The organism is Arthrobacter sp. Ha26 (assembly GCF_059091705.1).
Genome location: NZ_JBNHGX010000004.1, coordinates 242,202 through 267,239, shown reverse-complemented (window position 1 = coordinate 267,239; position 25,038 = coordinate 242,202). Strand labels below are relative to the sequence as shown.

Annotated in this window: 23 protein-coding genes and 2 riboswitches; of the genes, 8 read left to right on the top strand and 15 right to left on the bottom strand. The window is 66.1% G+C overall.

All coding sequences use genetic code 11. The annotated features are described in order from the left end of the window. Nucleotides 1–109 precede the first annotated feature (109 nt). Nucleotides 110–1,099 carry a DMT family transporter gene (locus AC5RVY_RS11905; protein ID WP_493954915.1) on the bottom strand — a complete coding sequence of 330 codons (990 nt, stop codon included), beginning with the start codon at nt 1,097–1,099 and terminating at the stop codon, nt 110–112. Nucleotides 1,100–1,131: 32 nt separating this feature from the next. Here AC5RVY_RS11905 and AC5RVY_RS11900 point away from each other — a divergent pair, with 32 nt between their 5' ends. Then, nucleotides 1,132–1,359 (top strand): RNA-binding S4 domain-containing protein, encoded by a 228-nt coding sequence (locus tag AC5RVY_RS11900; RefSeq protein ID WP_142060251.1) that lies wholly within the window; start codon nt 1,132–1,134, stop codon nt 1,357–1,359. Nucleotides 1,360–1,402: 43 nt separating this feature from the next. On the opposite strand, the gene AC5RVY_RS11895 is transcribed toward AC5RVY_RS11900, so the two are convergent. Continuing rightward, complete coding sequence (locus tag AC5RVY_RS11895) at nt 1,403–2,053, bottom strand: alpha/beta hydrolase (RefSeq protein WP_493954914.1); 651 nt, start codon at nt 2,051–2,053, stop codon at nt 1,403–1,405. A 77-nt stretch (nt 2,054–2,130) separates the two neighbouring features. On the opposite strand from AC5RVY_RS11895, the gene AC5RVY_RS11890 reads away from it, so the two are divergent. The 3 genes from AC5RVY_RS11890 (at nt 2,131) to AC5RVY_RS11880 (ending at nt 4,841) form a co-directional block, all read left to right on the top strand. Next, nucleotides 2,131–3,000: an SGNH/GDSL hydrolase family protein gene (locus tag AC5RVY_RS11890; protein ID WP_493954913.1), complete on the top strand. Its 870-nt coding sequence runs from the start codon at nt 2,131–2,133 to the stop codon at nt 2,998–3,000. 97 nt (nt 3,001–3,097) lie between these two features. Beyond that, nucleotides 3,098–4,279 (top strand): winged helix DNA-binding domain-containing protein, encoded by a 1,182-nt coding sequence (locus AC5RVY_RS11885; protein ID WP_493954912.1) that lies wholly within the window; start codon nt 3,098–3,100, stop codon nt 4,277–4,279. Between the two features lie 13 nt (nt 4,280–4,292). Next, entirely contained in the window at nt 4,293–4,841 is a 549-nt protein-coding gene (locus AC5RVY_RS11880; RefSeq protein WP_493954911.1) for a hypothetical protein, read from the top strand. Nucleotides 4,842–4,847: 6 nt separating this feature from the next. Here AC5RVY_RS11880 and AC5RVY_RS11875 read toward each other — a convergent pair whose 3' ends face one another. Together AC5RVY_RS11875 and mmsB are read right to left on the bottom strand one after the other, a co-directional pair. Then, complete coding sequence (locus tag AC5RVY_RS11875; RefSeq protein ID WP_493954910.1) at nt 4,848–6,332, bottom strand: CoA-acylating methylmalonate-semialdehyde dehydrogenase; 1,485 nt, start codon at nt 6,330–6,332, stop codon at nt 4,848–4,850. A gap of 13 nt (nt 6,333–6,345) precedes the next feature. Continuing rightward, complete coding sequence (gene mmsB, locus AC5RVY_RS11870) at nt 6,346–7,248, bottom strand: 3-hydroxyisobutyrate dehydrogenase (RefSeq protein WP_493954909.1); 903 nt, start codon at nt 7,246–7,248, stop codon at nt 6,346–6,348. Between the two features lie 138 nt (nt 7,249–7,386). Between mmsB and AC5RVY_RS11865 the strand changes: the two genes are divergently transcribed. Beyond that, entirely contained in the window at nt 7,387–8,286 is a 900-nt protein-coding gene (locus AC5RVY_RS11865; RefSeq protein WP_493954908.1) for a LysR family transcriptional regulator, read from the top strand. 23 nt (nt 8,287–8,309) lie between these two features. Here the strand turns inward: AC5RVY_RS11865 and AC5RVY_RS11860 are convergent, their stop codons facing one another. The 4 genes from AC5RVY_RS11860 to AC5RVY_RS11845 all read right to left on the bottom strand — a co-directional run bounded on the left by AC5RVY_RS11860 (nt 8,310) and on the right by AC5RVY_RS11845 (nt 13,759). Next, nucleotides 8,310–9,428, bottom strand: coding sequence for a zinc-binding dehydrogenase (locus tag AC5RVY_RS11860; RefSeq protein ID WP_493954907.1), 1,119 nt, complete (start codon nt 9,426–9,428; stop codon nt 8,310–8,312). A gap of 109 nt (nt 9,429–9,537) precedes the next feature. Further along, on the bottom strand, nt 9,538–10,920 hold the full coding sequence (locus AC5RVY_RS11855; RefSeq protein ID WP_493954906.1) for an MFS transporter: 1,383 nt from the start codon (nt 10,918–10,920) through the stop codon (nt 9,538–9,540). 178 nt (nt 10,921–11,098) lie between these two features. Then, nucleotides 11,099–12,214: a homoserine O-acetyltransferase MetX gene (gene metX / locus AC5RVY_RS11850; protein WP_493954905.1), complete on the bottom strand. Its 1,116-nt coding sequence runs from the start codon at nt 12,212–12,214 to the stop codon at nt 11,099–11,101. 12 nt (nt 12,215–12,226) lie between these two features. After that, a riboswitch (SAM riboswitch) is annotated at nt 12,227–12,342 on the bottom strand. A gap of 91 nt (nt 12,343–12,433) precedes the next feature. Then, nucleotides 12,434–13,759, bottom strand: coding sequence for a bifunctional o-acetylhomoserine/o-acetylserine sulfhydrylase (locus AC5RVY_RS11845; RefSeq protein WP_493954904.1), 1,326 nt, complete (start codon nt 13,757–13,759; stop codon nt 12,434–12,436). Between the two features lie 44 nt (nt 13,760–13,803). Beyond that, nucleotides 13,804–13,919, bottom strand: a riboswitch (SAM riboswitch). A gap of 166 nt (nt 13,920–14,085) precedes the next feature. On the opposite strand from AC5RVY_RS11845, the gene AC5RVY_RS11840 reads away from it, so the two are divergent. Together AC5RVY_RS11840 and AC5RVY_RS11835 are read left to right on the top strand one after the other, a co-directional pair. Then, complete coding sequence (locus AC5RVY_RS11840; RefSeq protein ID WP_493954903.1) at nt 14,086–14,724, top strand: VOC family protein; 639 nt, start codon at nt 14,086–14,088, stop codon at nt 14,722–14,724. A 276-nt stretch (nt 14,725–15,000) separates the two neighbouring features. Then, nucleotides 15,001–16,554, top strand: coding sequence for an HNH endonuclease signature motif containing protein (locus AC5RVY_RS11835; RefSeq protein ID WP_493954902.1), 1,554 nt, complete (start codon nt 15,001–15,003; stop codon nt 16,552–16,554). A gap of 179 nt (nt 16,555–16,733) precedes the next feature. Here the strand turns inward: AC5RVY_RS11835 and AC5RVY_RS11830 are convergent, their stop codons facing one another. The 6 genes from AC5RVY_RS11830 to tdh all read right to left on the bottom strand — a co-directional run bounded on the left by AC5RVY_RS11830 (nt 16,734) and on the right by tdh (nt 23,204). Continuing rightward, nucleotides 16,734–17,513, bottom strand: coding sequence for a CPBP family intramembrane glutamic endopeptidase (locus AC5RVY_RS11830; RefSeq protein ID WP_493954901.1), 780 nt, complete (start codon nt 17,511–17,513; stop codon nt 16,734–16,736). 164 nt (nt 17,514–17,677) lie between these two features. After that, the gene (locus AC5RVY_RS11825) at nt 17,678–18,466 is read right to left on the bottom strand and encodes a DeoR/GlpR family DNA-binding transcription regulator (RefSeq protein ID WP_493954900.1); all 789 of its coding nucleotides are present in this window, start codon (nt 18,464–18,466) and stop codon (nt 17,678–17,680) included. A 97-nt stretch (nt 18,467–18,563) separates the two neighbouring features. Continuing rightward, the gene (hutI, locus tag AC5RVY_RS11820) at nt 18,564–19,775 is read right to left on the bottom strand and encodes an imidazolonepropionase (RefSeq protein ID WP_493954899.1); all 1,212 of its coding nucleotides are present in this window, start codon (nt 19,773–19,775) and stop codon (nt 18,564–18,566) included. A gap of 11 nt (nt 19,776–19,786) precedes the next feature. Further along, on the bottom strand, nt 19,787–20,914 hold the full coding sequence (locus AC5RVY_RS11815; RefSeq protein WP_493954898.1) for an NAD(P)/FAD-dependent oxidoreductase: 1,128 nt from the start codon (nt 20,912–20,914) through the stop codon (nt 19,787–19,789). Nucleotides 20,915–20,952: 38 nt separating this feature from the next. Then, nucleotides 20,953–22,149: a glycine C-acetyltransferase gene (locus AC5RVY_RS11810; protein ID WP_493954897.1), complete on the bottom strand. Its 1,197-nt coding sequence runs from the start codon at nt 22,147–22,149 to the stop codon at nt 20,953–20,955. Between the two features lie 8 nt (nt 22,150–22,157). Beyond that, nucleotides 22,158–23,204: an L-threonine 3-dehydrogenase gene (gene tdh / locus AC5RVY_RS11805; protein WP_493954896.1), complete on the bottom strand. Its 1,047-nt coding sequence runs from the start codon at nt 23,202–23,204 to the stop codon at nt 22,158–22,160. A 129-nt stretch (nt 23,205–23,333) separates the two neighbouring features. On the opposite strand from tdh, the gene AC5RVY_RS11800 reads away from it, so the two are divergent. Continuing rightward, nucleotides 23,334–24,245 (top strand): LysR family transcriptional regulator, encoded by a 912-nt coding sequence (locus AC5RVY_RS11800; protein ID WP_493954895.1) that lies wholly within the window; start codon nt 23,334–23,336, stop codon nt 24,243–24,245. Nucleotides 24,246–24,302: 57 nt separating this feature from the next. On the opposite strand, the gene AC5RVY_RS11795 is transcribed toward AC5RVY_RS11800, so the two are convergent. Next, a complete protein-coding gene (locus AC5RVY_RS11795) occupies nt 24,303–24,929 on the bottom strand; it encodes a DUF5666 domain-containing protein (protein ID WP_493954894.1) in 627 nt (208 codons plus the stop codon). Between the last annotated feature and the right edge of the window lie 109 nt (nt 24,930–25,038).

The following is a 25,038-nucleotide window of genomic DNA, read 5'->3' as shown; positions in this document are numbered from 1 at the left end:
TCCGCGGTTTTCAGGCCCCGGTTGCGCCAAACGGGAAGTACCGCTGGCTGCCGGGAGGGGCGGATGAAGGAAAGATGCGTGAAAGCTGCGTGTCCTAGCCTACCGGTGCCTACCTCCGGAACGCTCCCCGCGGCCAGGGCAGGGTTGCCAGGACAATGGCGGCCAGGGTGAGGATGGTGCCAAGCACTGTGGCCGGCGCCACCACCGTTCCCGGCGCGGGCACGAACACATCCAGGGCCAGCGAGCCCAGCAGCTGGCCGGCGATCATGCCGAGGCCTGTCACCAGCACGCCCAGGCTGCGGACCAGCAGGGCGCCCAGGCCGATGAACACACAGCCCATTGGACCGCCCACGTAGTACCACCACTCCCCCGGCAGCGGGTTGCCCGGCCCCGCAACGGCCAGTTTGATGCCATACGTAGTCCAGAGCACCAGGCATCCGGCAATGAAGTTGACCAGGGTGGCTGCGATGGGAGTGCCGTAATGGACCGTGGCCGTTCCGTTCATGGCCTGCTGGAAGCTCATCAGGAAGCCTGCCAGCACGGGCAGCAGGAGCGGAAGCAGCAGGGCTGACGGGCCGGCCTCGGAACCCGCGCCGGGTGCGGCGCCTGCGCTAAACCGCGGAGATACGGCCCAGGCCACAGCTGCGATGGTGAGCACGCAGCCGATGATCCGGATCCCGGTGACGGACTTTTTGCCGGCCGGCCCTATCCCGAGGCGGTCAACCAGCAACCCGCTGACGGTCTGGCCGGTGACGGTGGCCACGGTGAAAAGGGCAACCCCAAGGATGCCCACCGTGAAGGACTGCGCGAAAACGAACAATGCACCGATGCCGCCGGCGAGGACGTAGACCCGCGGAAAGGCCCTGCTCCGGACTGCGGGAACGATGCTGGCGAGCCCGGCGCGGCCGCGCGGCAGGACCAGCGAGATGAGGATCATCAGCAGGAGGCCTGTGCTGAAACTCACCACTGACGCGGCGATGCCATCGTCCAACCGGGCTCCCAGCGCACCGTTGATACGGCCTTGGACTGGAATGGCAAGGCCCGAGCCCACCGCCAGCGGCAGGCCTGCGAGCAGGGGCAGGCGGTGGGTGGAGGTCATTGGATCCACATTACGTCAGGCATTATTGCTTCATGAGCAACGTTGAAGAGGTCCCCATCCGCGACAGCATGATCCGCCTCGGCCAGCTCCTGAAGCTCGCCAACCTTGTGGAGGACGGCGTGGAGGCAGCGGACCTGATCAAGAACGGGCTCGTGAAAGTCAACGGGGAGATCGATGACCGCCGCGGCCGCCAGCTGCACAACGGCGATACCGTCACCGTGAATAACCAGACAGTAAAAGTGGTGGCGCCGGAGGCCTGACGGCATACGCCCTGACCGGGCGCCGCCGCCCGCCGTCGTACTCCTACTTCTTCAGCACCTCGTGCGTGAGGAACTCGGATACATGCCCGATCTCCTGCTGGTTGATCCCGTGCCACATGCCGGTGTACAGCACCTTGGTGAGCTTGACGTGCTTGCGGACCCAGCCCATGGTGTATTCGATCTTGTCCGGGGTGATCACGGGGTCCTGCTGGTCGCGGCCCCAGAACATGGGGACGGTGCCGTCCAGTTCGGCGTCCCGGAAGCTGGGATCGTCCCCCGCGTCCACCACAAAACCTGACAGTCCGACGACGGCTGCGAAGTCTGTGGGGCGCTGCCGCAGGAGCGTGGTGGCCATGGCCATGCCCATGGAAAAGCCGAGCAGGGTCACCGAAGGGTGCCCGGCCTTGATGGTGTCGATCCAGTCGAGCACGAAGGATGAAGCGGCCTTGACCCCGTCCAGCGAGTAGTCGATGGACCCTGTGAGCGGGAACCAGGTGAAGCCCGGACCCATGGCGATCGGAGCCCGGACGGAGGCAACCGCGAACTCACCGGGAAGCAGGTCGACCAGACTGAGCAGGTCCTGTTCGTTGGCACCGTAGCCGTGCAGCAGGACCAACAGCGGCTTGCCGTCGCGCTGGTCTTCAGGATGGGACCACAGAACAACAGGGGCAGGAAATACTTCGGCTTCAGTCATGGTTTCCATTGTTACAGTTACCCAAAGGTAACAACCTACGTTCGCGTAGCCCGCGAACCCGAAGGCAGGACAGGACCGTGACTGACGTAAGCAGCATTCAGGCGCCCACTGCCGCCACCGGGTCCCACCCCTGGACCCGGTACGTGGCCATGGGTGATTCCTTTACCGAGGGCATCGGCGACCCCGAACCCTCAAGCCCCGGCGGCTACCGCGGCTGGGCCGACAGGGTGGCCGAGGAACTGAGCCGCACCAAGCCCGACTTCGCGTATGCGAACCTGGCAGTACGTGGCAGGCTGCTGCAGGAGATCGTGGACCAGCAGCTTGGCCCCTGTCTGGCGCTGAAGCCGGACCTGGTGACCCTCTCCGCGGGCGGCAACGACCTGCTGCGCCCGGGAGGCGATCCCGATGTGCTGGCCGGGAAACTCGATTCCGTGGTCCAGCTCCTGACCATGGAAGGCGCCACCGTGGTTCTCTTCAACGGCCCGGACACGGGATCCTCGGTGCTGGGCAGGATCCGCAGCAAGGTGGCCATCTACAACGAGAACCTGCGGACCGTGGCGGCGCGGCATGACGCGATCATCGCCGATATGTGGTCCCTGCGCCAGCTTAACGACCCGCAGATGTGGGACCAGGACCGGCTGCACTTCTCGCCGCTGGGCCATCACACCATCGCGGCAATGGTCCTGGATTCGCTGAACGTTGAGCACACGCTCAAACCCCTGCAGCCCAAGCCCCTGCCGCCGCGCAGCTGGCGCGAGGCACGCACCGGAGACCTGGTGTGGGCCCGCGAGTACTTCGTGCCGTGGGTGCTGCGCCGGCTGCGGCACCAGTCGTCCGGCGATGGCATTATGCCCAAGCGGCCGACGCCGGGGCCTGTGTTTGGCCCGGGCGTTCCGTTGGGTTCGGGCGAGGGTCCGCTCGGGACCACGGAGACTGCCCGGCGCTAGCGCCAGTGATTGGCGGAGGGCGGTCTGACGTGGGCCGGCCGGCCTGATGGGGGCTTGGACGGCCTGAACGGACAGGGGAACAGCTTCAGGGGTGGACATGGAAGCGGACGAGGTGGTGCGGCTTCGGCTGCGCTCCCAACTGCTGCGTGAGCCCGGCGCCGCGTCCCCGGAAGCCGCATTGCGGACCATGTTGGCAGTGCAGGCGCAGGAGTTTGCCTATGCCAGGTGGAGCCTGGCACAGCGAGTGGCGGCCACTGTTAGGCCTGCCGTGACAGCGGCGGATATCGAGCAGGCCGTGGCCGATGGCACCATCCTGCGGACCCACATCCTCCGGCCCACCTGGCATTTTGTCCACCGCGACGACCTCCGCTGGCTCATGGCCCTCTCCGCGCCGCGGCTGGAACAGGCCAACGCCGCCACGTACCGCCGCACCGGCATCGACGCAGCTGCCGCCGCCCGAAGCTCGGAGGTCCTGGCCGCAGCCGTAGCGGGCGGCAACCACCTTCCCCGGGAAGACCTGGCAGCGAGGCTCCGCGACGCGGGGTTCGCTGCGAAGGGCCTGGAGCTTGCCTACCTGATCATGCACGCGGAAATCAGCAGTGTCCTGGTGAGCGGAACTCCGGTGCGGACTGCGGGTGGTGCCCTGAAGCAGACCTATGCCCTTTTTGACGAGCGGGTCCCCGTCGGACGGGAGCCTGCACCCGGCCGGGCTGAAGCGTTGGCCGAACTGGCCCTCCGATATTTCACCAGCCGCGGCCCGGCCACGGTTAAGGACTGTGCCGACTGGTCCGGGCTGACCATGACGGACGTCCGGAAGGGCGTGCAACTCGCGCTGGAGGCACATGCCGAAGCCTTGGCCGAAACGGTGATTGACGGCGTCGTGTTCTATTACGGGGCGGGAAATCATCACACCGTGGAAGGGGGCCCCGGCTTCGGAGGTCCTCCGGAATCCCGGCCGCACATCGACCTGGTCCAGTGCTACGACGAGTACGTGATGGGTTATTCCGCCACGCGGCATTACCTGGGCGGCGCCGCCCCGGTCTTCCCGTTCCGGGGCGAGCCCATGCATGTGGTGCTGCTGGACGGGCGGATGGCCGGCTCGTGGCGGCACACCTTAGCTCCTGGCCGGTGTGAACTCGATATCCGCCTCTCCCCTGGTGCTGCTCCCGGCTCTCCGCTGGCAGCGGCCCTGCAGGAAGCCGTGGACCGGTACGGCGCCTTCGTAGGACTCCCCACCGTTCACGTGCAGCCCGGGCTTAAGCTGGAAGGACACCAATGAGAGGCACGGCACCGTGAGCAATTTGTTTTTCTGGATCATCATTTTGTCGTTCCTGATCCCGATGGCCATGCGGATGTACCGGAAGTCCGTTGCCCGCAGGAACCACGAGCAGAGCTTTTCGGGCCGCTACCCGGACCAGTTTCCGGGCGGCGGGATGTACCCCGGATCGAACGGGCCGCAGAGCAAGCAGCCCCGGGACGGATTCACCCAGCAGGACTACTTCGGCGGCGGCTTCCGCGGGCTTGACCGGCCACAGCCCCTCCCGGGCGAACCCCTCCCGCCGGTTCTGCCGGTCCCGCCGATGGACCAGCAGTTCCCGCCCTACGGACAGCAGGGTTACGGGCAGCCGGGGCAGCAGGGGTACGGCCAGCCGGGGCAGCAGGTGCCCGGCCAGGGCGAAGAACCCCCGCACCAGCCCACTGCCCCAGCAAGTCCCCCGCCGCCGTCGGCTCCGCAGGGCTACCGCGCACGCAAGCTCGCGGAACTGGACGCGCAGTACAGCAACGGCGAGCTCTCCATGGAGGACTACATGACCCGCCGCAGCGAAATCATGAACGGCTGAGCCGCCTCAGTCCACCTGCGGAAAGCCAAGGTCGATGACGGACGTCGCCGGGTCCGGCCACCTGGTGGTCACCACCTTGCCTCGGGTGTAGAACCGGATGCTGTCCGGGCCGTACATGTGCGTGTCGCCGAACAGGGAGTTCTTCCAGCCGCCGAAGGAGAAGGTGCCCACCGGTACCGGAATGGGCACGTTGACGCCCACCATGCCTGCCTCGACGTCGAACTCGAACTGCCGGGCGGCGCCGCCGTCGCGGGTGAAGATGGCAACGCCGTTGCCGAACTCGTTGTCGTTGACCAGCCGGACTGCATCGCCGTACGTATCAACCCGGACCACGGACAGGACGGGGCCGAAGATTTCGTCGTCGTACACTTTCATGCCCGGCTTGACGTGGTCCACCAGGCTGACTCCGATGAAAAACCCGTTTGAATCGAACTGCTGTGAGCGTCCGTCAACAACCACCGTGGCGCCCTCGTTTTCGGCGCCGGCCACATAGGAGGCCACCCTGTCGCGGTGTTCGGCGGTGATCAGCGGGCCCATCTGGGATGCCGGGTCGGTTCCCGGACCGATCTCCAGGGTGGCCATCCGGCTCTGGATCGCTGTCACAAGATCGTCGGCGATATTGCCGACGGCGACGAGCACGCTGACCGCCATGCAGCGCTCACCGGCCGAGCCGTAGGCTGCCGAGATGGCGGCATCCGCGGCCATGTCCAGGTCCGCGTCCGGCAGGACCACCATGTGGTTCTTGGCCCCGCCCAGGGCCTGGACCCGCTTGCCGTGGTCCGCCGCGCGCTTGTAGATCGACTGCGCGATGGGTGTTGACCCCACGAAGCTGACGGCCTTGACGTCCGGGTGTTCGAGCAGGACGTCCACCGCCTCCTTGTCGCCCTGGACCACGTTCAGCACGCCGGCGGGCAGTCCTGCTTCCGCGAAGACTTCCGCGATGAACACGGCGGAGGACGGGTCCTTTTCGCTGGGCTTCAGGAGCACGGTGTTGCCGCAGGCCAGCGCGCTGCCGATCATCCAGAGCGGCACCATGGCCGGGAAGTTGAACGGGGTGATGCAGGCAACAACGCCTACAGGCTGCCGGACAGAGTGGACGTCGACGCCGCTGGAAACCTGCTCGGAGCGCTCCCCCTTCAGCATGTGGGACAGCCCCGTGGCGAACTCGATGTTCTCAAGTCCGCGGGAGATTTCCCCTTCGGCGTCGGACAGTACCTTGCCGTGCTCGCTGGTGAGGATCGCTGCCAGTTCGGGCTTGCGCTGGGTGAGGATTTCGCGGACGCGGAAGAAGATGTTGGTCCGCTTCGCCAGACTCGTTGCCCGCCAGGCCGGAAGTGCGGCGCTGGCGGCGGCAATGGCTTCCTCGACGCGGGCCGCGGAAGCCAGCGCCACCTGCTTCTCCTGCTCTCCGGTAGCGGGGTTGAAGACGGGACCAAAGCGCTCTGCGTCCGTGACGCGGGTGCCGTTGATGTAATGCGGAATGGTTTGCATGGAAGTCTCTTTTCTACTGTGCTGAATCGAGGGAACCGTCGGCGAGCTTGATGATCATGGAGCAGTCCTTGCCGGACTCGCCCGCGTCAATGAGGCGCTGGTAGAGCTGCTGGACGTGCCTGCCGATTTCAAGCGGGGTGCCGGTGTCCTCGGCAGCGCTGATGGCCAGCCCAATGTCCTTGTTCGCCAGCTCGGCGGTAAAGGTGGGCGCAAAGTCATTGTTGGATGCGGCGGTGGGAACCACGCCGGGAACCGGGTACCAGGTCCGCAGTGCCCAGCTGTCCCCGGAGGACACGGACGCAATGTCCCAGAACACCTTCTTGTCGAGCCCCAGCCGGTCGGCCAGCACGGCACCTTCAGCGGTGGAGGCCAGGTTGATCAGGAGCATCAGGTTGTTGCAGATCTTGGCCGCCTGGCCCGTGGTCGCTCCACCGGTCGGGATGACGTTTGCGGCCATCGGCTCGATGTAACGCGTGGCATCGGCCACGGCGCCCGCTTCACCACCGACCATAAACGTCAGCGTTCCTGCTTTGGCGCCGCTCATGCCACCCGAAACCGGGGCGTCGACGAAGCGGAAGCCGGCGGCAGCAGCGGCGTCGTGCAACTCCTTCGCGGCGGCAATATCGATGGTGGAGGAATCAACCAGGAGCGTGCCCGTATCCGCATTCGCCAACACCCCGTCCGCGCCCAGGTAGACGGCCTTGGCGTGCTCGCCCTTTGGAACCATGGTGAAGACGACGTCGGCGCCAGCCACTGCCTCGGCGATGCTTCCCACCGGCTTCACCCCTCCGGCTTCCGCAGCGGCGAGGGCGGCGGGGTTGAGGTCGAATCCGCGGACGTCGTGACCGGCTTTTGCGAGGTTTCCCGACATGGACCCGCCCATGTTTCCCAAACCGATCCAACCGACTACTGCCATGGCATAAGCTCCTTTGCTTTGTCTCCGGCGCTAGGCGGCCGGAAGCTCTGTGTCCACCATCACACCCTGCTACAGTGCAAACAAGGGGAAAAACTACAGACGGTATGTGCACTGATGCACACGACGGAAAGGCACCGGATGGCGCGGCTTCCGAGTCCGGACGACTTGCTGATTTTGCTGACCGTGGCCCGGCTGGGACGCTTCAACGCCGTTGCCGAAGCGATGGGCACCACGCACACCACTATTTCGCGCCGGATCCTCGCCCTCGACAAGCAACTGGGCGGCCGCACGCTGGAGCGCAGTCCGCACGGCTGGGAATTGACGGAGCTGGGGGCCTCAGCTGTCGCCGCCGCGGAAACGATCGAGGAAACGCTCGGGTCACTGGCCGCTGTCACTGGCCAGGACCGGGATGCACTGTCCGGCATGGTGCGCATCAGCACCTCCGATGGTTTTGGTGCGGAGTTCGTGACGCCGGCGCTGGTGCGCCTCCAGCAGCGCCACCCGATGCTGAATGTGGAGATGCTCAGTGCCACGCGCAAGGTCAGCCAGAACCGCTCCGGCGTGGACCTGGAGGTGGTGGTGGGCCGTACGGATGTCAGCAACGCGCAGGCCATCTTCCTGACAAACTACTTTCTCCGGCTCTACGCGAGCCCCGACTACGCCGGCAGGCAGGGCTTGCCGGAAACGCCCGACGGCGTGGGGCAGCACAGCTTCGTCTCTTACGTCGAGTCGGCACTTCAGGTTGCCGAACTGGGCCACCGGTCCTCGCAACTGCCGATGCCGAAGTCCAGCTTCCAGGCAACGAGCATCTTCGCCCAGGTCGAGGCGGTGCGCCGCGGCGCCGGCATCGGGCTGCTGCCGAACTTTATGGTGGCATTGGATCCGGAGTTCGTTCCGGTGCTTCCGGACGCGTTCCAGCGCCAGGTGCCCATCTGGGCGGTGGCCCGGCCTGAATCGCTCCGCTCGGCCCGGGTGCGGGCCGTGATCGCTGCGCTGAAGGAAGAAGTGGCGGAACGCCAGGACCTGCTGTCTGCCTAGGCTCCGGGCATCCTGCTTCGCCGTCAGGCCTGGAAGAGACGCCTCACCACCCGCCCCGCGGCGAGGGCGTCGAGGCCTTCGTTGATCTCATCAAGCGGCCGGGTATCGGTGTGCAGCAGCTCAACGGGAAGCCGGCCCCCGCGCCAGTACTCCAGGTACAGGGGAATGTCCCGGCCCGGAACAGCGTCGCCCATGTACGAGCCCAGCAGCCGCTTGCCCGCCCCCGCGAACTGGAGCGCGGGCACTGTCAGTTCAGCCGTGGGGTGCGGCAGTCCGACCGAAACCACGGCCCCGCCGCGCGTTACGTGTTCCAGGCATGACGCGATAACCCGGGCTGAACCCACAGCTTCGATGGCGGTGTCCACGCCGTCGCCGGCAGCCTCTCGGATCAGTCGGGAAGCGTCGTCCGGGGTGCCCACGGCGGTTGCCCCGCACTTCAGCGCCAGCCCGTGCTTACCGGCGTTTGGATCAATGGCGATCACGGAGGAGGCGCCGGCGAGCGCCGCGGCCATCACGGCCGAAAGCCCCACGGCGCCCAGTCCGAAGACAGCTACAGACTGGCCGGGCTGGACGGCTGCCGTGTTGAGGACAGCTCCCATCCCGGTGAGCACGGCGCAACCGAACATTGCCGCAACAGTGTCCGGGACGTCGTCGTCAATCACCACCACTGATTCCCGGGCCACCACCGCGTAGTCGGCGAACGCCGAGACCCCCAGGTGGTGGTTGATCCTCTCCCCCGCGGGCGTCCTCAGCAGGGCCTCACCGTGCAGGAGGTCCCCCGACCCGTTAACTTCCGCCGCACGGTGGCACAGCGCCGGGCGGCCCGCCAGGCAGGCACGGCAGCCACTACAGCTGGGGACGAAAACCAGGACCACGTGGTCCCCGGGGGAAACATCAGTGACGCCTTCACCCACTGCGGCAACCCGTCCCACCGCCTCATGACCCAGCGCCATAGGAAGGGGCCGGACGCGGGAGCCATCCACCACTGACAGGTCCGAGTGGCACAGGCTCGAGTAGGTGATGGTGATTCCCAACTCCCCGGCGCGGGGTTCCGGCCGGTCCAGCTCCTCGACCCTCAGGGCGCGCGCTTCGGTGTAACTCGTTCCGGACGGGACGGTGGAGTAGAGGACGGCTGCCTTCATGGGAAATCCTGACTTCTTCTCGGAGGGTACGGGACGCCCAACTGCCCGGGCCTGCTTGATTGCGGGTCCGGGCAGCTGGCGTGCTGGGTGATTCTTGTGCTGCCGTTGCCTATTTCTTGGCGGCTGCGAGCAGGTCGGCGGTGCCCTGCGCGTCGGCTGCGTCCACATCCCGCAGGGAGATGCCGCGGGTCTCCCGGAGGAAGAACACCGCGATTGCGGTGACGATGCAGGCGGCCAGCAGGTACAGCGCTACCGGGAGGGAGGACTTGAAGCTGCTGAGGAGCGCCGTGGCGATGATCGGTGCCAACGATCCGGCCACGATGGAGGTCACCTGGTAGCCGAGTGAAACGCCCGAGTACCGCATCCGCGTTGGGAACATTTCGGCCATGATGGACGGCTGGCCTGCGTACATCAGCGCGTGGAACAGCAGGCCGATGGTGATGGCGGCGAGGATGACGACGTCGTTGCCGGTGTCCATCATGGGGAAAGCGAAGAAGCCCCAGGTTCCGCCGAGGATGGCACCTGCCATGTAGACCGGCCGCCGGCCGAACGCGTCCGACATCTTGCCCACCAGGGGTACGGCGCAGAAGTGGACGAAGTGTGCCACGAGCAGCAGCAGGAGGATGCGGGAGGTGTCGGTCTGGACGATGACCTTCAGGTAGGTGATGGAGAACGTCACCACGAGGTAGTACAGGATGTTCTCGGCGAAGCGCAGACCCATGGCGGTAAAGACTCCGCGGGGGTAGCGGCGGAAGACTTCGCCCACACCGTAGCCCTTCTTCTCTACGGTGACCTCCTTGCGGGCTTCGATGAAGATCGGGGCATCCTGGACCTTGGTGCGGATGTAGTAGCCAACGATCACGATCACGGCTGAGAGCCAGAAGGCGACGCGCCAGCCCCAGCCGAGGAATGCTTCCTGCGAAAGCGTGGCCGAGAGGGTGAACAGCACGCCGGTGGCCAGGAGGTTGCCCATCGGCACCGCTGACTGCGGCCAGCTGGACCAGAACCCGCGGGACTTGTTGGGACTGTGCTCGGCAACCAGCAGCACGGCGCCACCCCACTCGCCGCCGACGGCGAAGCCCTGCACGAAGCGCAGGAACACCAGGAGCGCCGGGGCCCAGTAGCCGATCTGGGCGAAGGAGGGCAGGCACCCCATAAGGAAGGTGGAGACACCCACCAGGATGATGCTGAGCTGCAGCAACTGCTTGCGGCCGAACTTGTCCCCGAAGTGGCCGAAGACGATGCCGCCGATGGGGCGGGCCACGAAGCCAACCGCATAGGTGACGAATGCGGCGATGATGCCATCCAGTTCGGTGCCTGAATTGGGGAAGAACATTTTGCCGAACACCAGGGTGGCGGCCGAGGCATAGAGGAAGAACTCGTACCACTCAACAACTGTGCCGGCCATGGAGGCCGTGACGACTTTCTTTAGGCCTGAGGCCTTGACGTCGGTTTCCTCTGGCCGCCGTGCGGCGGAGCTTTCCGTACTCATGTGAACTCCTTCGGCGTCGTCTTCGACACCACGGGGACAGGCAATGGCGGATGCCCGTGATTTTGGTCACGAAACCGCCGGGTCCCAACGAGTATGGTCTGCCTGTACGCCCAGCTCAACGCCGAATCCTGCAGAGGCTATCTGCATTAATGCACATGCGAGTATTCGAGACCCGCGGCTAAGACGAAAGGTGCTCCCGGAGCTGGCTGCCCAGCTGGCCGATTTCAGTGAGGAAGCCATCGTGCCCGATGGGTGCCTCGATGAGGTGGACGTCCACGTCGCCAGGCAGGGCCCGGGCCAGTTCCAATGATTGGGACGGGAAGTAAAGCCGGTCCGAATCCACGGCCGCCACGAAGAAGCTGGCATTGGAACGGGCGAGGGTCTGCTCGAGGGGTCCGCGTCCGCGGCAGATGTCATGGCTCATCAGCGCTTCGGTGATGGCGATGTAGCTGTTGGCGTCGAAGCGCTGGACCAGCTTGGTGCCCTGGTGGTCCAAATAGCTTTCCACCTGGTAGCGTCCGCGGTCCGCGAGCTGCCCGCCCTGGAGGGGCGATTCGGCGGCCTGGGGCTCGCGGCCGAAGCGTCCGTCCAGCTCCATGGGCGAACGGTACGTGATGTGGGCGATCCGCCGTGCCAGGGCAAGGCCATCTTCCGGGGGCCGGCCGCCGTAGTAGTCACCGCCGTTGAAGTTGGCGTCCTGGCGGATGGCGAGCGTTTGCGCCTGGGCGAAGGCGATCTGCTCGGCGGTGCTCGCTGCACCCACCGAGATCACCGCGCAGCGCTGCACCCGCTCCGGATACGTCACAGCCCATTCCAGCGCGCGTGCCCCGCCCATGGACCCGCCCAGCACGGCAAACCAGCTGCTGATACCCAACTGATCTGCAAGGAGGGCCTCCGCCACGGTGCTGTCGCGGAGGGTCACCAGCGGAAAACGGGAACCCCAGGGCTTGCCGTCCGGCGCGGGCGACGACGGCCCGGTGGAGCCGTAACAACCGCCCACGATGTTGATGGACACAACGAAGAATTTGTTGGTATCCACGGGTGCGCCAGGTCCTGCGAGCTGTTCCCACCAGCCCGGCTCATCCGTGTCCCCCCGGGTCACATGCGTGCTGCCCGTGAGCGCGTGCTCGATCAGGACGGCATTGCTGCCGTCCTCATTGAGTGTGCCCCAGGTTTCGTAGGCAAGGGTGATATCCGGCAGGTAGCCGCCTGCCTCGAGCTTCAGTCCCCCGATGGAGGCATAGCGGACAATTCCGTGCTCGGGAACGGTGGTACGGGTAACGGTAACCGTCATGGCAAGACCTCTTCTACGCGCTTGCCCGCCGTCGTCTGACCGGCAGGCCAGGTCTTCACCCGGGGCACCCCGCCGCGAAAGGAGGGTTGCCGGCCAGCAAGCCGGGGCTGTCACTGGCACTCATGACCTGCATCGAGTGTACGAAACAGCCCCGGCCTGCCGCCAAGAGTGTGACTGGTTATGACTTCCCCGGCTTGCCGCCTTTGGTGGGCCCGTGGATCAGGCGCCGCTTGCCTCCTTGGCCGCCCTGAAGCCGGCTTCGAGGTCGGCGAGGATGTCATCGATGTGCTCGATCCCTACCGAAAGCCGCACCAGGCCGGGGTTGACGCCGGCAATCACCTGCTGCTCCGGCGAGAGCTGGCTGTGGGTGGTCGACGCCGGATGGATCACCAGGGAACGGACGTCGCCGATGTTTGCCACGTGGGAGTGCAGCTCCAGGGCGTCCACGAAGCGCTTGCCGGCCTCCGCGCCGCCGGCAAGGGTGAACGACACAATCGCGCCCGTACCCTTGGGGCCGTATTTGCGGCCACGCTCGTACCAGGGGCTGGAGGGCAGACCCGCGTAGGCGACGGATTCGACGTCGTCCCTTGCCTCCAGCCAGCGCGCAACTTCGGTGGCATTAGCGACGTGCCGTTCCACGCGCAGGCTCAGGGTCTCCAGGCCCTGGGCGATCAGGAAGGCATTGAAGGGCGACACCGCAGAGCCCAGGTCGCGCAGCAGCTGAACGCGTGCCTTGAGGATGTACGACAGGTTTGCGCCCAACGCTCCATCGGCGCCCAGGTCCCGGGCGTAGACGAGGCCGTTATAGGTGGGGTCCGGGGTATTGAAGCCCGGGAACTTCTCCGGGTCCTTGCCGAAGTCGAATTTTCCGGAGTCGACGATCACGCCGGCTATGGCGGAACCGTGTCCGCCCAAGTACTTGGTGGCTGAGTGCACCACGATGTCCGCGCCCCACTCCAGCGGCCGGATGAGGTACGGGGTGGACAAGGTGTTGTCCACGATCAGGGGCACGCCGGCCTCATGGGCTACCTTCGACACGCCTTCGATGTCCAGGACGTCCTGCCGCGGGTTGGACACCACTTCGCCGAAGAAGAGCTTGGTGTTGGGCTGGACGGCCTCACGCCACTGGTCAAGGTTGTCCGGATCCGCCACAAAGGTCGCTGTGATGCCGAACTTCTTCAAGGTATGGGCGAAGAGGTTGTACGTGCCGCCGTAGAGGCTGGGGCTGGCCACAATGTGGTCGCCCGCCTCTGCGATGTTCAGGATGGCAAAGGTCTCGGCGGCCTGCCCGGAGCTCAGGAGCAGCGCCCCCAGGCCGCCTTCGAGGCTGGCGATACGCTGCTCTACGGCCTCCTGGGTGGGATTGCCGATCCTGGTGTAAATGGGCGCCAGCTCGGCCAGTGCGAACCGGTTGGCAGCGCTCTCAGCGGTGGGGAAGACGAAGGAAGTCGTCTGGTAAATGGGAAGGGCGCGGGCGCCGGTAGCGCTGTCCGGCTCCTGTCCTGCATGGATCTGGCGGGTTTCGAAGGACCATCCGTTGGACAATTCAAGGCTCCTTTGACATGGGCCCGGCATGCTTGAAGCAGTACGGGCCGCGCTTGCCATCCGGCCGTTGCCGGACAGCCAGGTCCTCACCCGGGGCACCCCACCGCGGTTGGAGGGTTGCCGGCCAGCGAGCCGGGGCTTGATGCTGGCGCTCATGACCTGAGCTCAGTGTAGGAACACGCAGCGTGCGCCGGACAGCATTGTGACGAACATGGTCCTGAACATCTGCGCGTGCCCTGCCACGGATTTGTGGGGGCTGACCAGCGACAATCCCAGTAAGGGTTGCCTTAGCTGAGAGCCCGATCACAAAGTGCCAAGATGTTGGCATGCGCATGGATCACGTCTCTTACGCCTGTGAACACGATGGCCTCGCGGCCACTACCGAACGTATTTCGTCTGCCCTCGGCGTTGAGGCAGTCAAGGGCGGGGTCCACCCCCGGTTCGGAACCCGGAATATGATCATCCCGCTCGCGGGCCACAAGTACCTCGAGGTCGTGGAGGTCCTGGATCACCCGGCATCGGACAAAGCCCCGTTTGGACAGGCTGTCCGCGCCCGTTCCGCGGCAGGCGGCGGCTGGATGGGCTGGTGCGTCGAAGTGGACGACCTCGCCCCCTTCGAACAACGGCTGGGACGCGCTGCTGTCAATGGCAACCGCAAGTTCCCGGACGGCCGCGAGCTCGTCTGGAAGCAGATCGGCATCCTCGGCCTGATCGCCGACCCCCAGGTTCCCTACATGCTCAAGTGGGAGGGCGACCCGTCCCTCCACCCGTCCAACGCCTACGACAGCAACGTCAAAATGAGCTGCCTCACCATCGCCGGATCGGCCGCCCGTGTCACCGAATGGCTGGGCGAGCCCGTGGAGAAGCCGCTGGAAGACGTGGCCGTTGACTGGGTGGCACCGCATGGCACGCCCGGCATCCTGTCCGTAACCTTCGAAACTGCCAATGGAGCCGTCACCATCTGACGCTCCTTCCTGTCTGGGCCGCCACGCCCGGCCTATTGCGTGGGCACCCTGTCCTCCCAAACTTCGGCCGCCATCAGCTTGTGACAACGGCGTCACCTGCCGATGGCGGCCGAATCCATTTTCGGAGCTGACTGAGGATGAAGCGTGGGCCCGGCTGCAATATTCTCCCGGGCACGTTGTCCTCGGCTTCCAAGGGAGCGCCCATAAACGTTTGAAGAAATTGTTCGGGACAAGCTCCGAGACCCTTTTGTCAGACCCCCTTGTCATGATGGGTTTATGGGGAAAGCGGCGGTAGTGAAGGCGTTTGAGGACATCAATGCCGCCCTTGCCGTGCTCAACGCGGAGGCGGAGGGCTACGGTGCGGGGCCGTTCTCAGCTGCCGATCCGTTGGCCGGGCTGGCAGATGGGTGCCTGGACATCCTCGCCGGGGCGCGGGCGGCGGAGGCCAGGATCGCGGGCTTGAAGGCGCGGGCTGCCGTGAATTATGCGGACACAGCCCAGGCAATTGCCGGGCCAGAAGCACCGGTGCAGGCGCTGGAAATGGCAGTCGCCGCGGAAATCGGCGCCCTCCTGGCCCTCGGTTCTCGGGCAGCCGGCGAGTTCCTCGCCGCGTCCAACGCCGTGTCCAAGGAGTTGCCGCTGACGTTCTCGGCGTTGCAGGCAGGGGTAATCACTTGGCCGCACGCCTTGGTCATGGCGGAGGAAACCGCAACCCTTGACCCCGCCGGCGCCGCTGCGTTGGAGGCCCACTTCCTGGACCCGGATGTGCCCCGGCCGCCTGCGGCCGCCCCAATCGGGGAGCTGCCCGCCTACCGGTTCAAGGCCAAGGCCAGGACCTGGCGGGAGCGGCACCACGCCGAGTCCATCGAGAAGCGCCACGCCAAGGGAGTGGCGGACCGGCGGGTGGAATACCGGCCGGACCAGGACGGGATGGCATGGCTGTCCGCCTGCCTGCCCGCTGACCAGGCGATGGCGGGCTGGAATCGACTCACCGCCCTCGCCCGCGGGATGCAGGGACCCGATGAGCGCCGTACGCTCACCCAGTTGAAGGCCGACAACTTCACCGATGCGATTCTTGGCAGCGGCAACCACTCCGGGTGTGCGGGTGCAGGCGGCACCGACGGAACCAATACGCTGCCCGGCAACAGCAACGGTAACAACGTCGATGCAGGAACCGGCACCACTGGCAAGGCGACCGGTCCGACATCGGGGATCCGGGCGCAGGTGCTCGTCACCGTGCCGGTGTTTTCGCTGATGGGCTTGACCGATGAGCCGGCGATGCTGGACGGGTTCGGGCCTATCCCGCCCTCGATGGCACGGGACCTGGTCGCGAACGGGGCGGGCTCGTTCTACCGGGTGCTGGTGGACCCGAGGGACGGGGCGCCCCTGGAAATCGGCCGCACCAACTACCGGGTCAACAAAGCGATGCGGAAATGGCTTATGCTCCGGGACGGCAAATGCCCCTTCCCCGGCTGCAACAACAACTCCCTCGACAATGAAGCCGATCATATCCTCGCGTGGCACAAGGGCGGCAGCACCGGGGTATCGAACCTGGGACAGCCCTGCCCCAAACATCACAAACTTCGTCACACCAGTGGCTGGAAACCCACCCCGGCTACCAAAACCGAACCACCCGGCTGGACCTCACCCACCGGCAGGCACTACAAGAGCGAACACCAGGATTGGGAACCACCCCACTGGCCACAACAACTGAAGCCGGGACAACTGGGGCATGCTCGCTTCAAGCCGTCCTGCCTGCCCCCGGACTTTGTCTACGGCCCCTCGCCAGGAGAAGGCAGCATCATGCGGTTCCTCCACGGCCGCACTTAGCGAACCTGGAATCCAAGAGTGCCGCCCGGTGACCCACAGATGGCGCATGCCAGGCATTCGGTGCTGGACGCGTGAATCACTCCGACACGGATGAACTGTGGTCAATCAAGCCCTTGCTGGGTCAGCTTGGGCTGCGTCAGCTTGGGCTGCGTCAGCTTGGGCTGGGTCAGCTTGCTGCCTTAGCCCAGACCGACTGCTTTGCCGAAGAGGCTGAATCCAACGAAGGCCACGATGTCCAGCACAGCATGGGCGATGACGAGGGGCATCACCCGCCGCGTCCGGGTAAACAGCCAGGCAAAGACAATGCCCATCACCACGTTCCCGATGAACGGTCCAAAGCCCTGGTAGAGGTGGTAGCTGCCACGCAACACCGAGCTGACCATGATGGACACCGGCACGCTCCAGCCGAACTTCCCAAACCGGTCCAGCAGGTACCCCACCACAATGACTTCCTCCACCACGGCGTGGCGGATCGCGGACAGGATCAGCACCGGCACCGTCCACCAGTAGGCATCCAGCGCACTGGGAATGATGGCGGTGGTGATTCCGAGCGCCCGGCCTGCCGCATACAGCCCAAGGGACGGGATCCCGATCAATGCAGCCAGCCCCAGTCCCTGAAGCGAGTCCCTACCCGGGCTCGCGAAGTTGAACCCGAGCTTTCGAAAGGCGGAGCCGGAATGACCGCCGTCGCCGCCCGCGACCTGCCGCTGGTCGGTGAGGAAGTAGATCACCAGCAGCACCGGCACCAGTGCAAAAATGATGTCCAGCAGCTGGTAGGTCAGGTCGAAGTACTCACGCGTGCTCTGCGAGCGGTTAAGGGTGGAAGTACCTTCTGCAAGCGGCGCCCGGGTCATTTTGTCCAGGAGCTGCACCACCGAGTACACGGCCGACTGGCCCAGGGACAGGCCTAGGACGATCCAGACTTCGATCCGCAGCCGACGGCGTGAGGGAACCAGCATGTACCCATCTTGCCTGCAGTTTCTGGATCCGGGCTGATTGTCCTCGCGGTGCCGCCAGGCTGGATGATGGGTGTGCCGCCGTGACCGGGCGGCTTACAGTGTGGCGGCTTACCTTGGGTTGCCGCTCAGCGGGGCCGGCACCAGGCTTCAGCCGCCGCCAGGCTTCAGTCGCCGGCCACAATCACTTCAGTGCCGTTGGCCTCGAACGCTGCCTTGTCCCGCGCCGAGATGCCCGAATCCGTGATCAGCTTGGTGAAGTTGTAGCCGTCCATAGTGGCGAAGGCGCGCACCCCCACCTTGGAGGAATCAGCCAGCACATAGGAGACACGGGCCCTGCTGGCCAGCAGGGCGTTGACCGAGGCTTCGCCCTCCCCCGTGTTGGTTGGCCCCACCTCAGGATCGACGCCGTTGACGCCGATGAAGGCGATGTCCAGCACCACTTTCTGCATGATGATGTCCGTATAGGGCCCCACCAGCTCGTAAGACCGCGGGTTTAGGATGCCGCCCGTAACCATGACCTTAATGTTGGGTCGCACGGCCAACTGCCCGGCGATGTTGATGGCGTTTGTGACCACGGTGAGCGTGGGCTGGTTGGACGGGGCATTGAGGTCCTCGCGGGTGGCCAGGATCTGCGCCAGCACGGTGCTGGTGGTGCCGCCGCAGAGGCCGATGACGGCGCCGGGAGCAATGAGGTCCGAGGCGGCTTGGGCGATCTGCTGCTTGGCCTCGGCGTGGTCGTCCCGGTTGTACCGGCCCGGCAGGTCGTACGCCAATGCGCCCGTGGTGGCCCCGCCGCGGGTCCTGGTGAGCAGCCGGCGTTTGGCCAGGCTGTCCAGGTCGCGCCGCGCCGTGGCGGGCGAAACGTTAAGGGTGCTGACTATCTCTTCGACTTCCACCTGGCCGGATTTGGCGAGCAGGTCAAGGATTGCCGTGAGTCGGTCGGTGCGGGTCATGCCAGGGCCTCCAAATACTCGCGCCACCAGCTTGAATGACGCTTTCTGATCATAACAGAACCCAAATGATCATCTAACGTCACTTTGGAGGAGGAGGTCAGCGGGCCCGCGCTCCGGCCCGCCACACAGCATAAGTCAGGGGCATGCCCGGTCGGTAGGCAAGGTGCGTGGCCGACGGCGCGTTGAGCAGGTGGAGGTCCGCCCGGTGTCCGACGGCGATGGAACCCACCGCCCGTTCGCCGTCGGCGTCGTTCCCCTTGTCCTTGTGCAGCGCGAGTGCACCGCCGTACGTCGCTGCCCGGACCGCCTCGTGGACGCTCAAACCCATCTGCAGCACCGCCGTGGTGACGCAAAAGGCCATGGAGCTCGTGTAGGACGTGCCCGGATTGCAGTTGGAAGCGAGCGCCACCTGGACGCCGGCGTCCAGGAGCCCGCGCGCCGGCGCCAGCGGCTGCCGGGTTGAGAGGTCGCAGGCGGGCAGGCACGTGGCCACCGTCCCCCGGGCCCCGTTCCCGGTGGCGGCATCCCAGCCGGCCCAGGTCTCCGCCAGAGCGTCCACGTCCTTGTCGGCGAGGTAGTTCACATGGTCCACGCTCGCGGCTTCGAATTCCACGGCGAGCTGGACACCGGGTCCTTCGCCGAGCTGGTTGCCGTGGACGCGCAGTCCCAGTCCGGCGTCGCGGCAGGCCAGCAGGACCCGGCGGGACTGATCGGCGTCGAAGGCGCCGCGTTCACAAAAGACGTCGGCCCACTGGGCGTAGGGGCGGACAGCGGCAAGCATGGGGCCGCAGACGAGGTCCGTGTAGGCGTCCGGGTCCTGCCCGGCGGGGACCAGGTGTGCGCCGAGGTACGTCACCTGGTCCGCAACGGTTGAGGCGATGCGCGCGCTCCGGGCTTCGTGCTCGACGTCCAGGCCGTAGCCGGTCTTCGTCTCGAGATAGGTTGTTCCCTGCGACACCGCCTCGGCCACCCTGCCAAGCGCCAGCCGGGTGAGATCGAAGTCGGACGTTGCCCGGGTGGCGTTCATGGTCACGGCGATACCGCCGGCGGAGTAGGCCTCCCCCGCCATCCGCGCCTCGAATTCGGCCGTCCGGTCACCGGCGAACAGCAGGTGCGTGTGCGAGTCCACCCAGCCGGGGAGCATGGCACGGCCGCCGGCGTCGACCGCGTCATCTGCAGCGGGAGCATCAGCAGCAGCGCCGATCCACGATATCCGCTCGCCCTCGATCACCACGGCCGCATCTTTGAGGACCCGGTGTTCCAGGTCCTGGGTCATCAGCTCGGCGATATTGGTGATCACGGTACTCATAGGACCATTCTTCAGCGCCGGACGGACCAGCGGGTGGCTGCCAGCGCCTGAGCTGTCCGGGATGCCGGACCCACTGCCTCTCCGGCGTCCCGTGCCGGCCCGGTATTGGACCGGCCCGCCAGGATCTGGGCAGCCGCCAGTTCTGCCATCGCTGCTGAGGTCTGGAAGCCGTAGCCGCCTTGGCCGGCGAGCCAGTAAAAGCCCGGAGCTTCGGCATCGAAGCCGGCCACCGGGACGCCGTCGGCCGCTTCTGTCCGCAGTCCCGTCCAGGCCGTGCGGATCCCGGTGATGCCCAGGGAGGTCACCTGGTTCAGCCTGGCCACGAGCCGCTCCACGTCCCCCGGGCGGGGTTTGGCGTCTTCAGGCCCGCTCGGCACCGATTCGGACGGGGAGATCAGCACGTCCTCACCTTCCCGGCGGAAGTAGAACGTGTTGTCGGCCGCCGCCACCATGGGGCTGTGTTCAGGCAGGGGGCGTTCGACGGCGGCAATCGCCGCCGTGCGCCGGTACGGCTGCAGCCCGAGCTTCTCCACCCCGCTGATAACTGCGAGTTCGTCCGCCCAGGCGCCGGCCGCGTTGACCAGGACACCCGCTTCGAAGGCCTCCATGCCGGCTCCCACCTGCCAGCCGGAGCCGAGCCGCTGGGCAGAGTGGACCCGGGCGCCGGTGATGATGTCCACGCCTGCGGCAAGGGCCCGTTGGCGGTGGTCGGCCAGCAGCAGGGGTGCGTTGCAGCCGAAGGAGCCAGTATCCAGCCCGGCAGCAGTGAACGTTTCCGGAACGAGCGCCGGGCATAGCTCAAGCGCTTCGGCCGGGGTGATGGGCCGCATGTGTCCGCTGGCCTCGGCTGCCACCGCAGCCTCGGTGCCGATCAGCATAAAGCTGCGCGGCGTGAGCACGGGCTCGGGCAGGTCAGTATCGCGGGCGGCGATCAGCTCCAGCGTCCGGACCGTCAGCTCCTGGACCACCGGCGGGCCATAGCTGGGGATGAGCTGGCGGGCGGAGCGTGAGGACGTGTGGTACGCCAGTTCCTGCTCCGCTTCCACCAATGCCACCGTGCAGTTGCCCGCCAACGCCGAGGCCAGGGACAACCCGGCTATGCCGCCGCCAACTATCAGGACGTCGTAATGTGCTGCCATGCCATCATCCTTGCAGAGTTATGGCGCGGTGACGGCCCTCAGCCTGCTGCATCGGCACGGCTGGCGACGAAGGCACCGACGCACGCTTCGACGTCGTCCGCTGTATGCGCAGCCGAAAGCTGAACACGGATCCTTGCTGCCCCGCGCGGGACCACCGGGAAGCTGAAGGCCGTGACGAAGACGCCGTGCTGCAGCATCCGGTCAGCCACCTTGGCGGCCAGAACGGCGTCGCCGAACATCACCGGGACAATGGCGTGCTCACCGGGCAGCAGGTCAAAGCCTTCTTCGGTCATGCGGCGGCGGAACAGTGCAGCGTTCTCGAAGAGCGTGCGCCGCAGGCCACCGGAATTCTCCACCAGGTCCAGGGCCTTGATGGTGGCGGCGACAATGGCCGGGGCCAGGGAGTTGGAAAAGAGGTAGGGGCGGGCTTTCTGCCGGAGCATCGCAACCACTTCGGAGCGGCCGGAAACGTACCCGCCCGAGGCTCCTCCCAGCGCCTTGCCGAATGTTCCGGTGTAGATGTCCACGCGGTGCGACACTCCTGCATGCTCAGGCGTGCCGGCACCGGTTGGGCCCATAAAACCAACAGCGTGCGAATCGTCCACCATCACCAGGGCATCGTGTTTCTCGGCGAGGTCGCAGATGGCCTCCAGCGGTGCCAGGTACCCGTCCATTGAGAAGACGCCGTCCGTAACGATGATTTTGCGGCGGGCGTCCTTTGCCTCCACCAGCTTTGCCTCCAGGTCCGCCATGTCCTGGTTGGCGTACCGGTACCGCTGGGCCTTGCAGAGGCGGATGCCGTCGATGATGGAGGCATGGTTCAGAGCATCGGAAATGACGGCGTCCTCCGGGCCTAAGAGGGACTCGAAGACTCCTCCGTTGGCGTCGAAGCAGCTGGAGAACAGGATGGTGTCCTCGGTTCCGAGGAAGCGCGAGACGCGCGCTTCGAGCTCCAAGTGGAGGTCCTGGGTGCCGCAAATAAACCGCACGCTGGCCATGCCGAAGCCGCGTTCGTCCATGGCCTCCTTGGCCGCCTTGATGATGTCCGGGTGGTCGGCCAGCCCCAGGTAGTTGTTCGCGCAGAAGTTCAGCACGTCAGCTCCCGGCTGCCCGAGCGCGCCGGCGCTGATGTGGCTCGACTGGGGGGAGTTGATGCTGCGTTCGGTCTTGAACAGTCCCGCGCTGCGGATGTCCTCCAGCTCGGCGCCCAGCTGGTCCTTGATCGAGGTGTACATGGTGTTCCTTAGAGTCGGGTCCAGTCGAGGACAACTTTTCCGCCGGCGCCACTGCGGGCAAGCTCGAAGCCCTTTTCCCAGTCGGTGGCGGGGAGCGTATCGGTGACGACGGCGGAGATGCCGGCGTGGAGTACGGGGTTGGAAGACAGCATGGCACTCATGGCGTACCACGTTTCGTACATTTCGCGGCCGTAGATGCCCTTGAGCGTGAGCATGTGGGTCACCACCTTGCCCCAGTCAATAGTGATGTCCTGGCTGGGCAGCCCCAGCATGGCGATCCTGCCGCCGTGGTTCATGTTGTCGATCATCTCGGGCAGGGCGGTGGGGTGGCCGGACATCTCCATGCCGATATCGAAGCCTTCGCGCATCCCCAGCTCGCGCTGCGCATCCCGGACCCGGGTGGTGGCGACGTTGATGGCCAGGTCTGCACCCAGCCTGCGGGCCAGCTCGAGCCGGTGCGGGGAGACGTCTGTGATGGCGATCTTGCGTGCGCCGGCGTGGCGGGCGACGGCGATGGCCATCAGTCCGATGGGCCCGGCGCCGGTGATGAGCACATCCTCGCCCACCAGCGGAAAGCTCAGGGCAGTATGCACCGCGTTGCCGAAGGGGTCGAAGATGGCGCCCAGCTCCGGTGTGACGGACGGGTCGTGGTGGACCCATACGTTGGTTTCCGGGATCACCACGTATTCGGCGAAGGCACCGTCGCGCTGGACGCCCACGCTGACGGTGTGGATACACATTTGCCGCCGGCCGGCCCGGCAGTTCCGGCAGATGCCGCAGACCACGTGGCCTTCGCCGGACACGCGGTCGCCGACCTTCACGTCGCGGACGTCTCCGCCCACTTCCACCACTTCGCCATAGAACTCGTGGCCGGGGATGAGGGGAGCTTCGATGATTCCCTGCGCCCAGGCGTCCCAGGACTGGATGTGGAGGTCGGTGCCGCAGATCCCGGTGGTCATGACCCGGATCTTCACGTCCGCGGGGCCTGCCACGGGTTCGGGGCGGTCCACCAGCTCGAAGCCGGCCTGTGGGCCGGCTTTGTACAAAGCCTTCATCGGCTTCCTCACTCTTTAGTTGCGTGGTCGGCAGGTGCTGACCACCTCATTACAGCGAGGAAGAAGCTTTAGCACAACCGCTAATTTCTCAATCAACGATGTAGCAAAGCTAACGCATAGACTGGCGGGGTGGAGATACACCAGCTGGAAATTTTGCGCGAACTTGGCGCCCTCGGCAGCGTCAAAGCTGTGGCCGAGACCCTGATGGTCACCCCGTCGGCCGTATCCCAGCAGCTCGCCCTGCTGCAGCGGACCGTGGACGTGCCCCTGACCCGCAAAGAAGGCCGGAACCTGGTGCTCACCGAGGCAGGCCAGGTGCTGGCGGACGCCGGTGCCGCCGTCGTTAGTGCCATGGCCGACGCCCGCGGCGCGATTGGCAGCTATCACGGCGATGCGGCGGGCAGCGTCACGCTGTCCGGTTTCCACAGCGTAGGGCAGGCCGTGTTCGCGCCCCTGGCCAGGATCCTCGACGCCCCGGGCCAGCCCCGGATCGAGCTGTCGGACGAGGATGTGGCGCAGCAGGACTTCCCTGCCCTGACCGCACGCTATGACCTGGTCCTCGCCCACCGGATGGACCACAGCCCCCGCTGGCCGGCCGAGCGGGTCACGGTGATCCCCCTCGCCCACGAACCGCTGGATGTTGCCTTGCCTGCCAGCCACCCGCTGGCGGGGAAACCTGCCGTGACGGCGGACGACGTCGGCGGCGAGGCTTGGGTGACCAGCCACACCGGGTACTCCCCCGCCGATGTGCTGTCCGCCGTCGCCGCCGTTTCCAGCCGCGAACTGAACATCGTCCACCGGATCAACGACTACTCCACCGTGGCCGCGCTCGTGGCTGCCGGCGGCGTGGTGGGACTCCTGCCCAGATACACGGCCGGGCCGGTCCTCAACCCGGACATCGTGCTCCGGCCGCTTGAGGGGATCAGCACCCGGCGCCGGATCGACCTGCTGGCCCGGCCGGAAAACCTCAAGCGCCGTTCGGTCATGATTGTCTCCGAAGCGTTGCAGGGCATCATGGCCGGGCTGGTGAAGCAGGGCTGACCCGGCCGGGTAGCGCTGAGTGTCGTTGTGACCGTCCACAACGACACTTGCTGCTGCCTAGTTGTTGTGCCCCTTGCCGTGGCCGTGCCCGCGTCCCATGCCAAACCCGGGTCCGTCGCCGGCGCCTTCGGCTATCCGCTCAGCCGTCGCCTGATCCCCGCTCTTGACCCCGGAAATCCGGACCGTGTCGCCCGTGGCAATGTCCGCCATGGTTCCGTCCGTCGGCTTGGCCCGCTTGCCGCCGTCGTCAGTTCCCGGGAAGGCGTCCGTTCCCGGAGTGCTGTCCGCCGGCGCGGCCTTGGTGATCTTCGTCTCGGCGTTGACGGTATACGTCTGGGTGTAGCCGTCCTCGCTCTTGACGGTGATCGATGTATCGCTGACGGCCTCCACGGTGCCGCGCTGGCTCAACTCTGTTTCCAGGGTTCCGTCGGGCTTCTTGACCACGCTTTCGCCGTGAAGCTGCTGCGGGCGCTGGGCCTTGTCCGGTTTGGCTGGCTTGTCCGGCTTGTCCTGCCTGTCCTGCCCCGGCGCCTCACCGGATTTGCCCGGCGCCTCAGATGATGACGGGGAGGGCGACGGCGGGTCCTCGGCCCAGGCGATGGCGACGCCGGCACCTGTCAGCGTGAGCGCCACCGCCCCGGCCAGCACGGTCTTGCGGATCTTCAAGGGGTTCCGAGCAGACATAATACCTACCTCCCACGGCTGCAGCAGGGCCGGCTTGTCCCTGGAACGGGCCCTGGAGCTTCAGTGTAGGGCCGGGATACTCCGCTGCACACGAGTAGTCGGCACTGGT

Coding starts and splice junctions, on each gene's coding strand:
- AC5RVY_RS11905 (WP_493954915.1), bottom strand. CDS start 1,099: ATGACCTCCACCCACCGCCTGCCCCTGCTCGCAGGCCTGCCGCTGGCG.
- AC5RVY_RS11900 (WP_142060251.1), top strand. CDS start 1,132: ATGAGCAACGTTGAAGAGGTCCCCATCCGCGACAGCATGATCCGCCTC.
- AC5RVY_RS11895 (WP_493954914.1), bottom strand. CDS start 2,053: ATGACTGAAGCCGAAGTATTTCCTGCCCCTGTTGTTCTGTGGTCCCAT.
- AC5RVY_RS11885 (WP_493954912.1), top strand. CDS start 3,098: ATGGAAGCGGACGAGGTGGTGCGGCTTCGGCTGCGCTCCCAACTGCTG.
- AC5RVY_RS11875 (WP_493954910.1), bottom strand. CDS start 6,332: ATGCAAACCATTCCGCATTACATCAACGGCACCCGCGTCACGGACGCA.
- mmsB (WP_493954909.1), bottom strand. CDS start 7,248: ATGGCAGTAGTCGGTTGGATCGGTTTGGGAAACATGGGCGGGTCCATG.
- AC5RVY_RS11865 (WP_493954908.1), top strand. CDS start 7,387: ATGGCGCGGCTTCCGAGTCCGGACGACTTGCTGATTTTGCTGACCGTG.
- AC5RVY_RS11860 (WP_493954907.1), bottom strand. CDS start 9,428: ATGAAGGCAGCCGTCCTCTACTCCACCGTCCCGTCCGGAACGAGTTAC.
- AC5RVY_RS11855 (WP_493954906.1), bottom strand. CDS start 10,920: ATGAGTACGGAAAGCTCCGCCGCACGGCGGCCAGAGGAAACCGACGTC.
- metX (WP_493954905.1), bottom strand. CDS start 12,214: ATGACGGTTACCGTTACCCGTACCACCGTTCCCGAGCACGGAATTGTC.
- AC5RVY_RS11840 (WP_493954903.1), top strand. CDS start 14,086: ATGCGCATGGATCACGTCTCTTACGCCTGTGAACACGATGGCCTCGCG.
- AC5RVY_RS11835 (WP_493954902.1), top strand. CDS start 15,001: ATGGGGAAAGCGGCGGTAGTGAAGGCGTTTGAGGACATCAATGCCGCC.
- AC5RVY_RS11830 (WP_493954901.1), bottom strand. CDS start 17,513: ATGCTGGTTCCCTCACGCCGTCGGCTGCGGATCGAAGTCTGGATCGTC.
- AC5RVY_RS11825 (WP_493954900.1), bottom strand. CDS start 18,466: ATGACCCGCACCGACCGACTCACGGCAATCCTTGACCTGCTCGCCAAA.
- hutI (WP_493954899.1), bottom strand. CDS start 19,775: ATGAGTACCGTGATCACCAATATCGCCGAGCTGATGACCCAGGACCTG.
- AC5RVY_RS11815 (WP_493954898.1), bottom strand. CDS start 20,914: ATGGCAGCACATTACGACGTCCTGATAGTTGGCGGCGGCATAGCCGGG.
- AC5RVY_RS11810 (WP_493954897.1), bottom strand. CDS start 22,149: ATGTACACCTCGATCAAGGACCAGCTGGGCGCCGAGCTGGAGGACATC.
- tdh (WP_493954896.1), bottom strand. CDS start 23,204: ATGAAGGCTTTGTACAAAGCCGGCCCACAGGCCGGCTTCGAGCTGGTG.
- AC5RVY_RS11795 (WP_493954894.1), bottom strand. CDS start 24,929: ATGTCTGCTCGGAACCCCTTGAAGATCCGCAAGACCGTGCTGGCCGGG.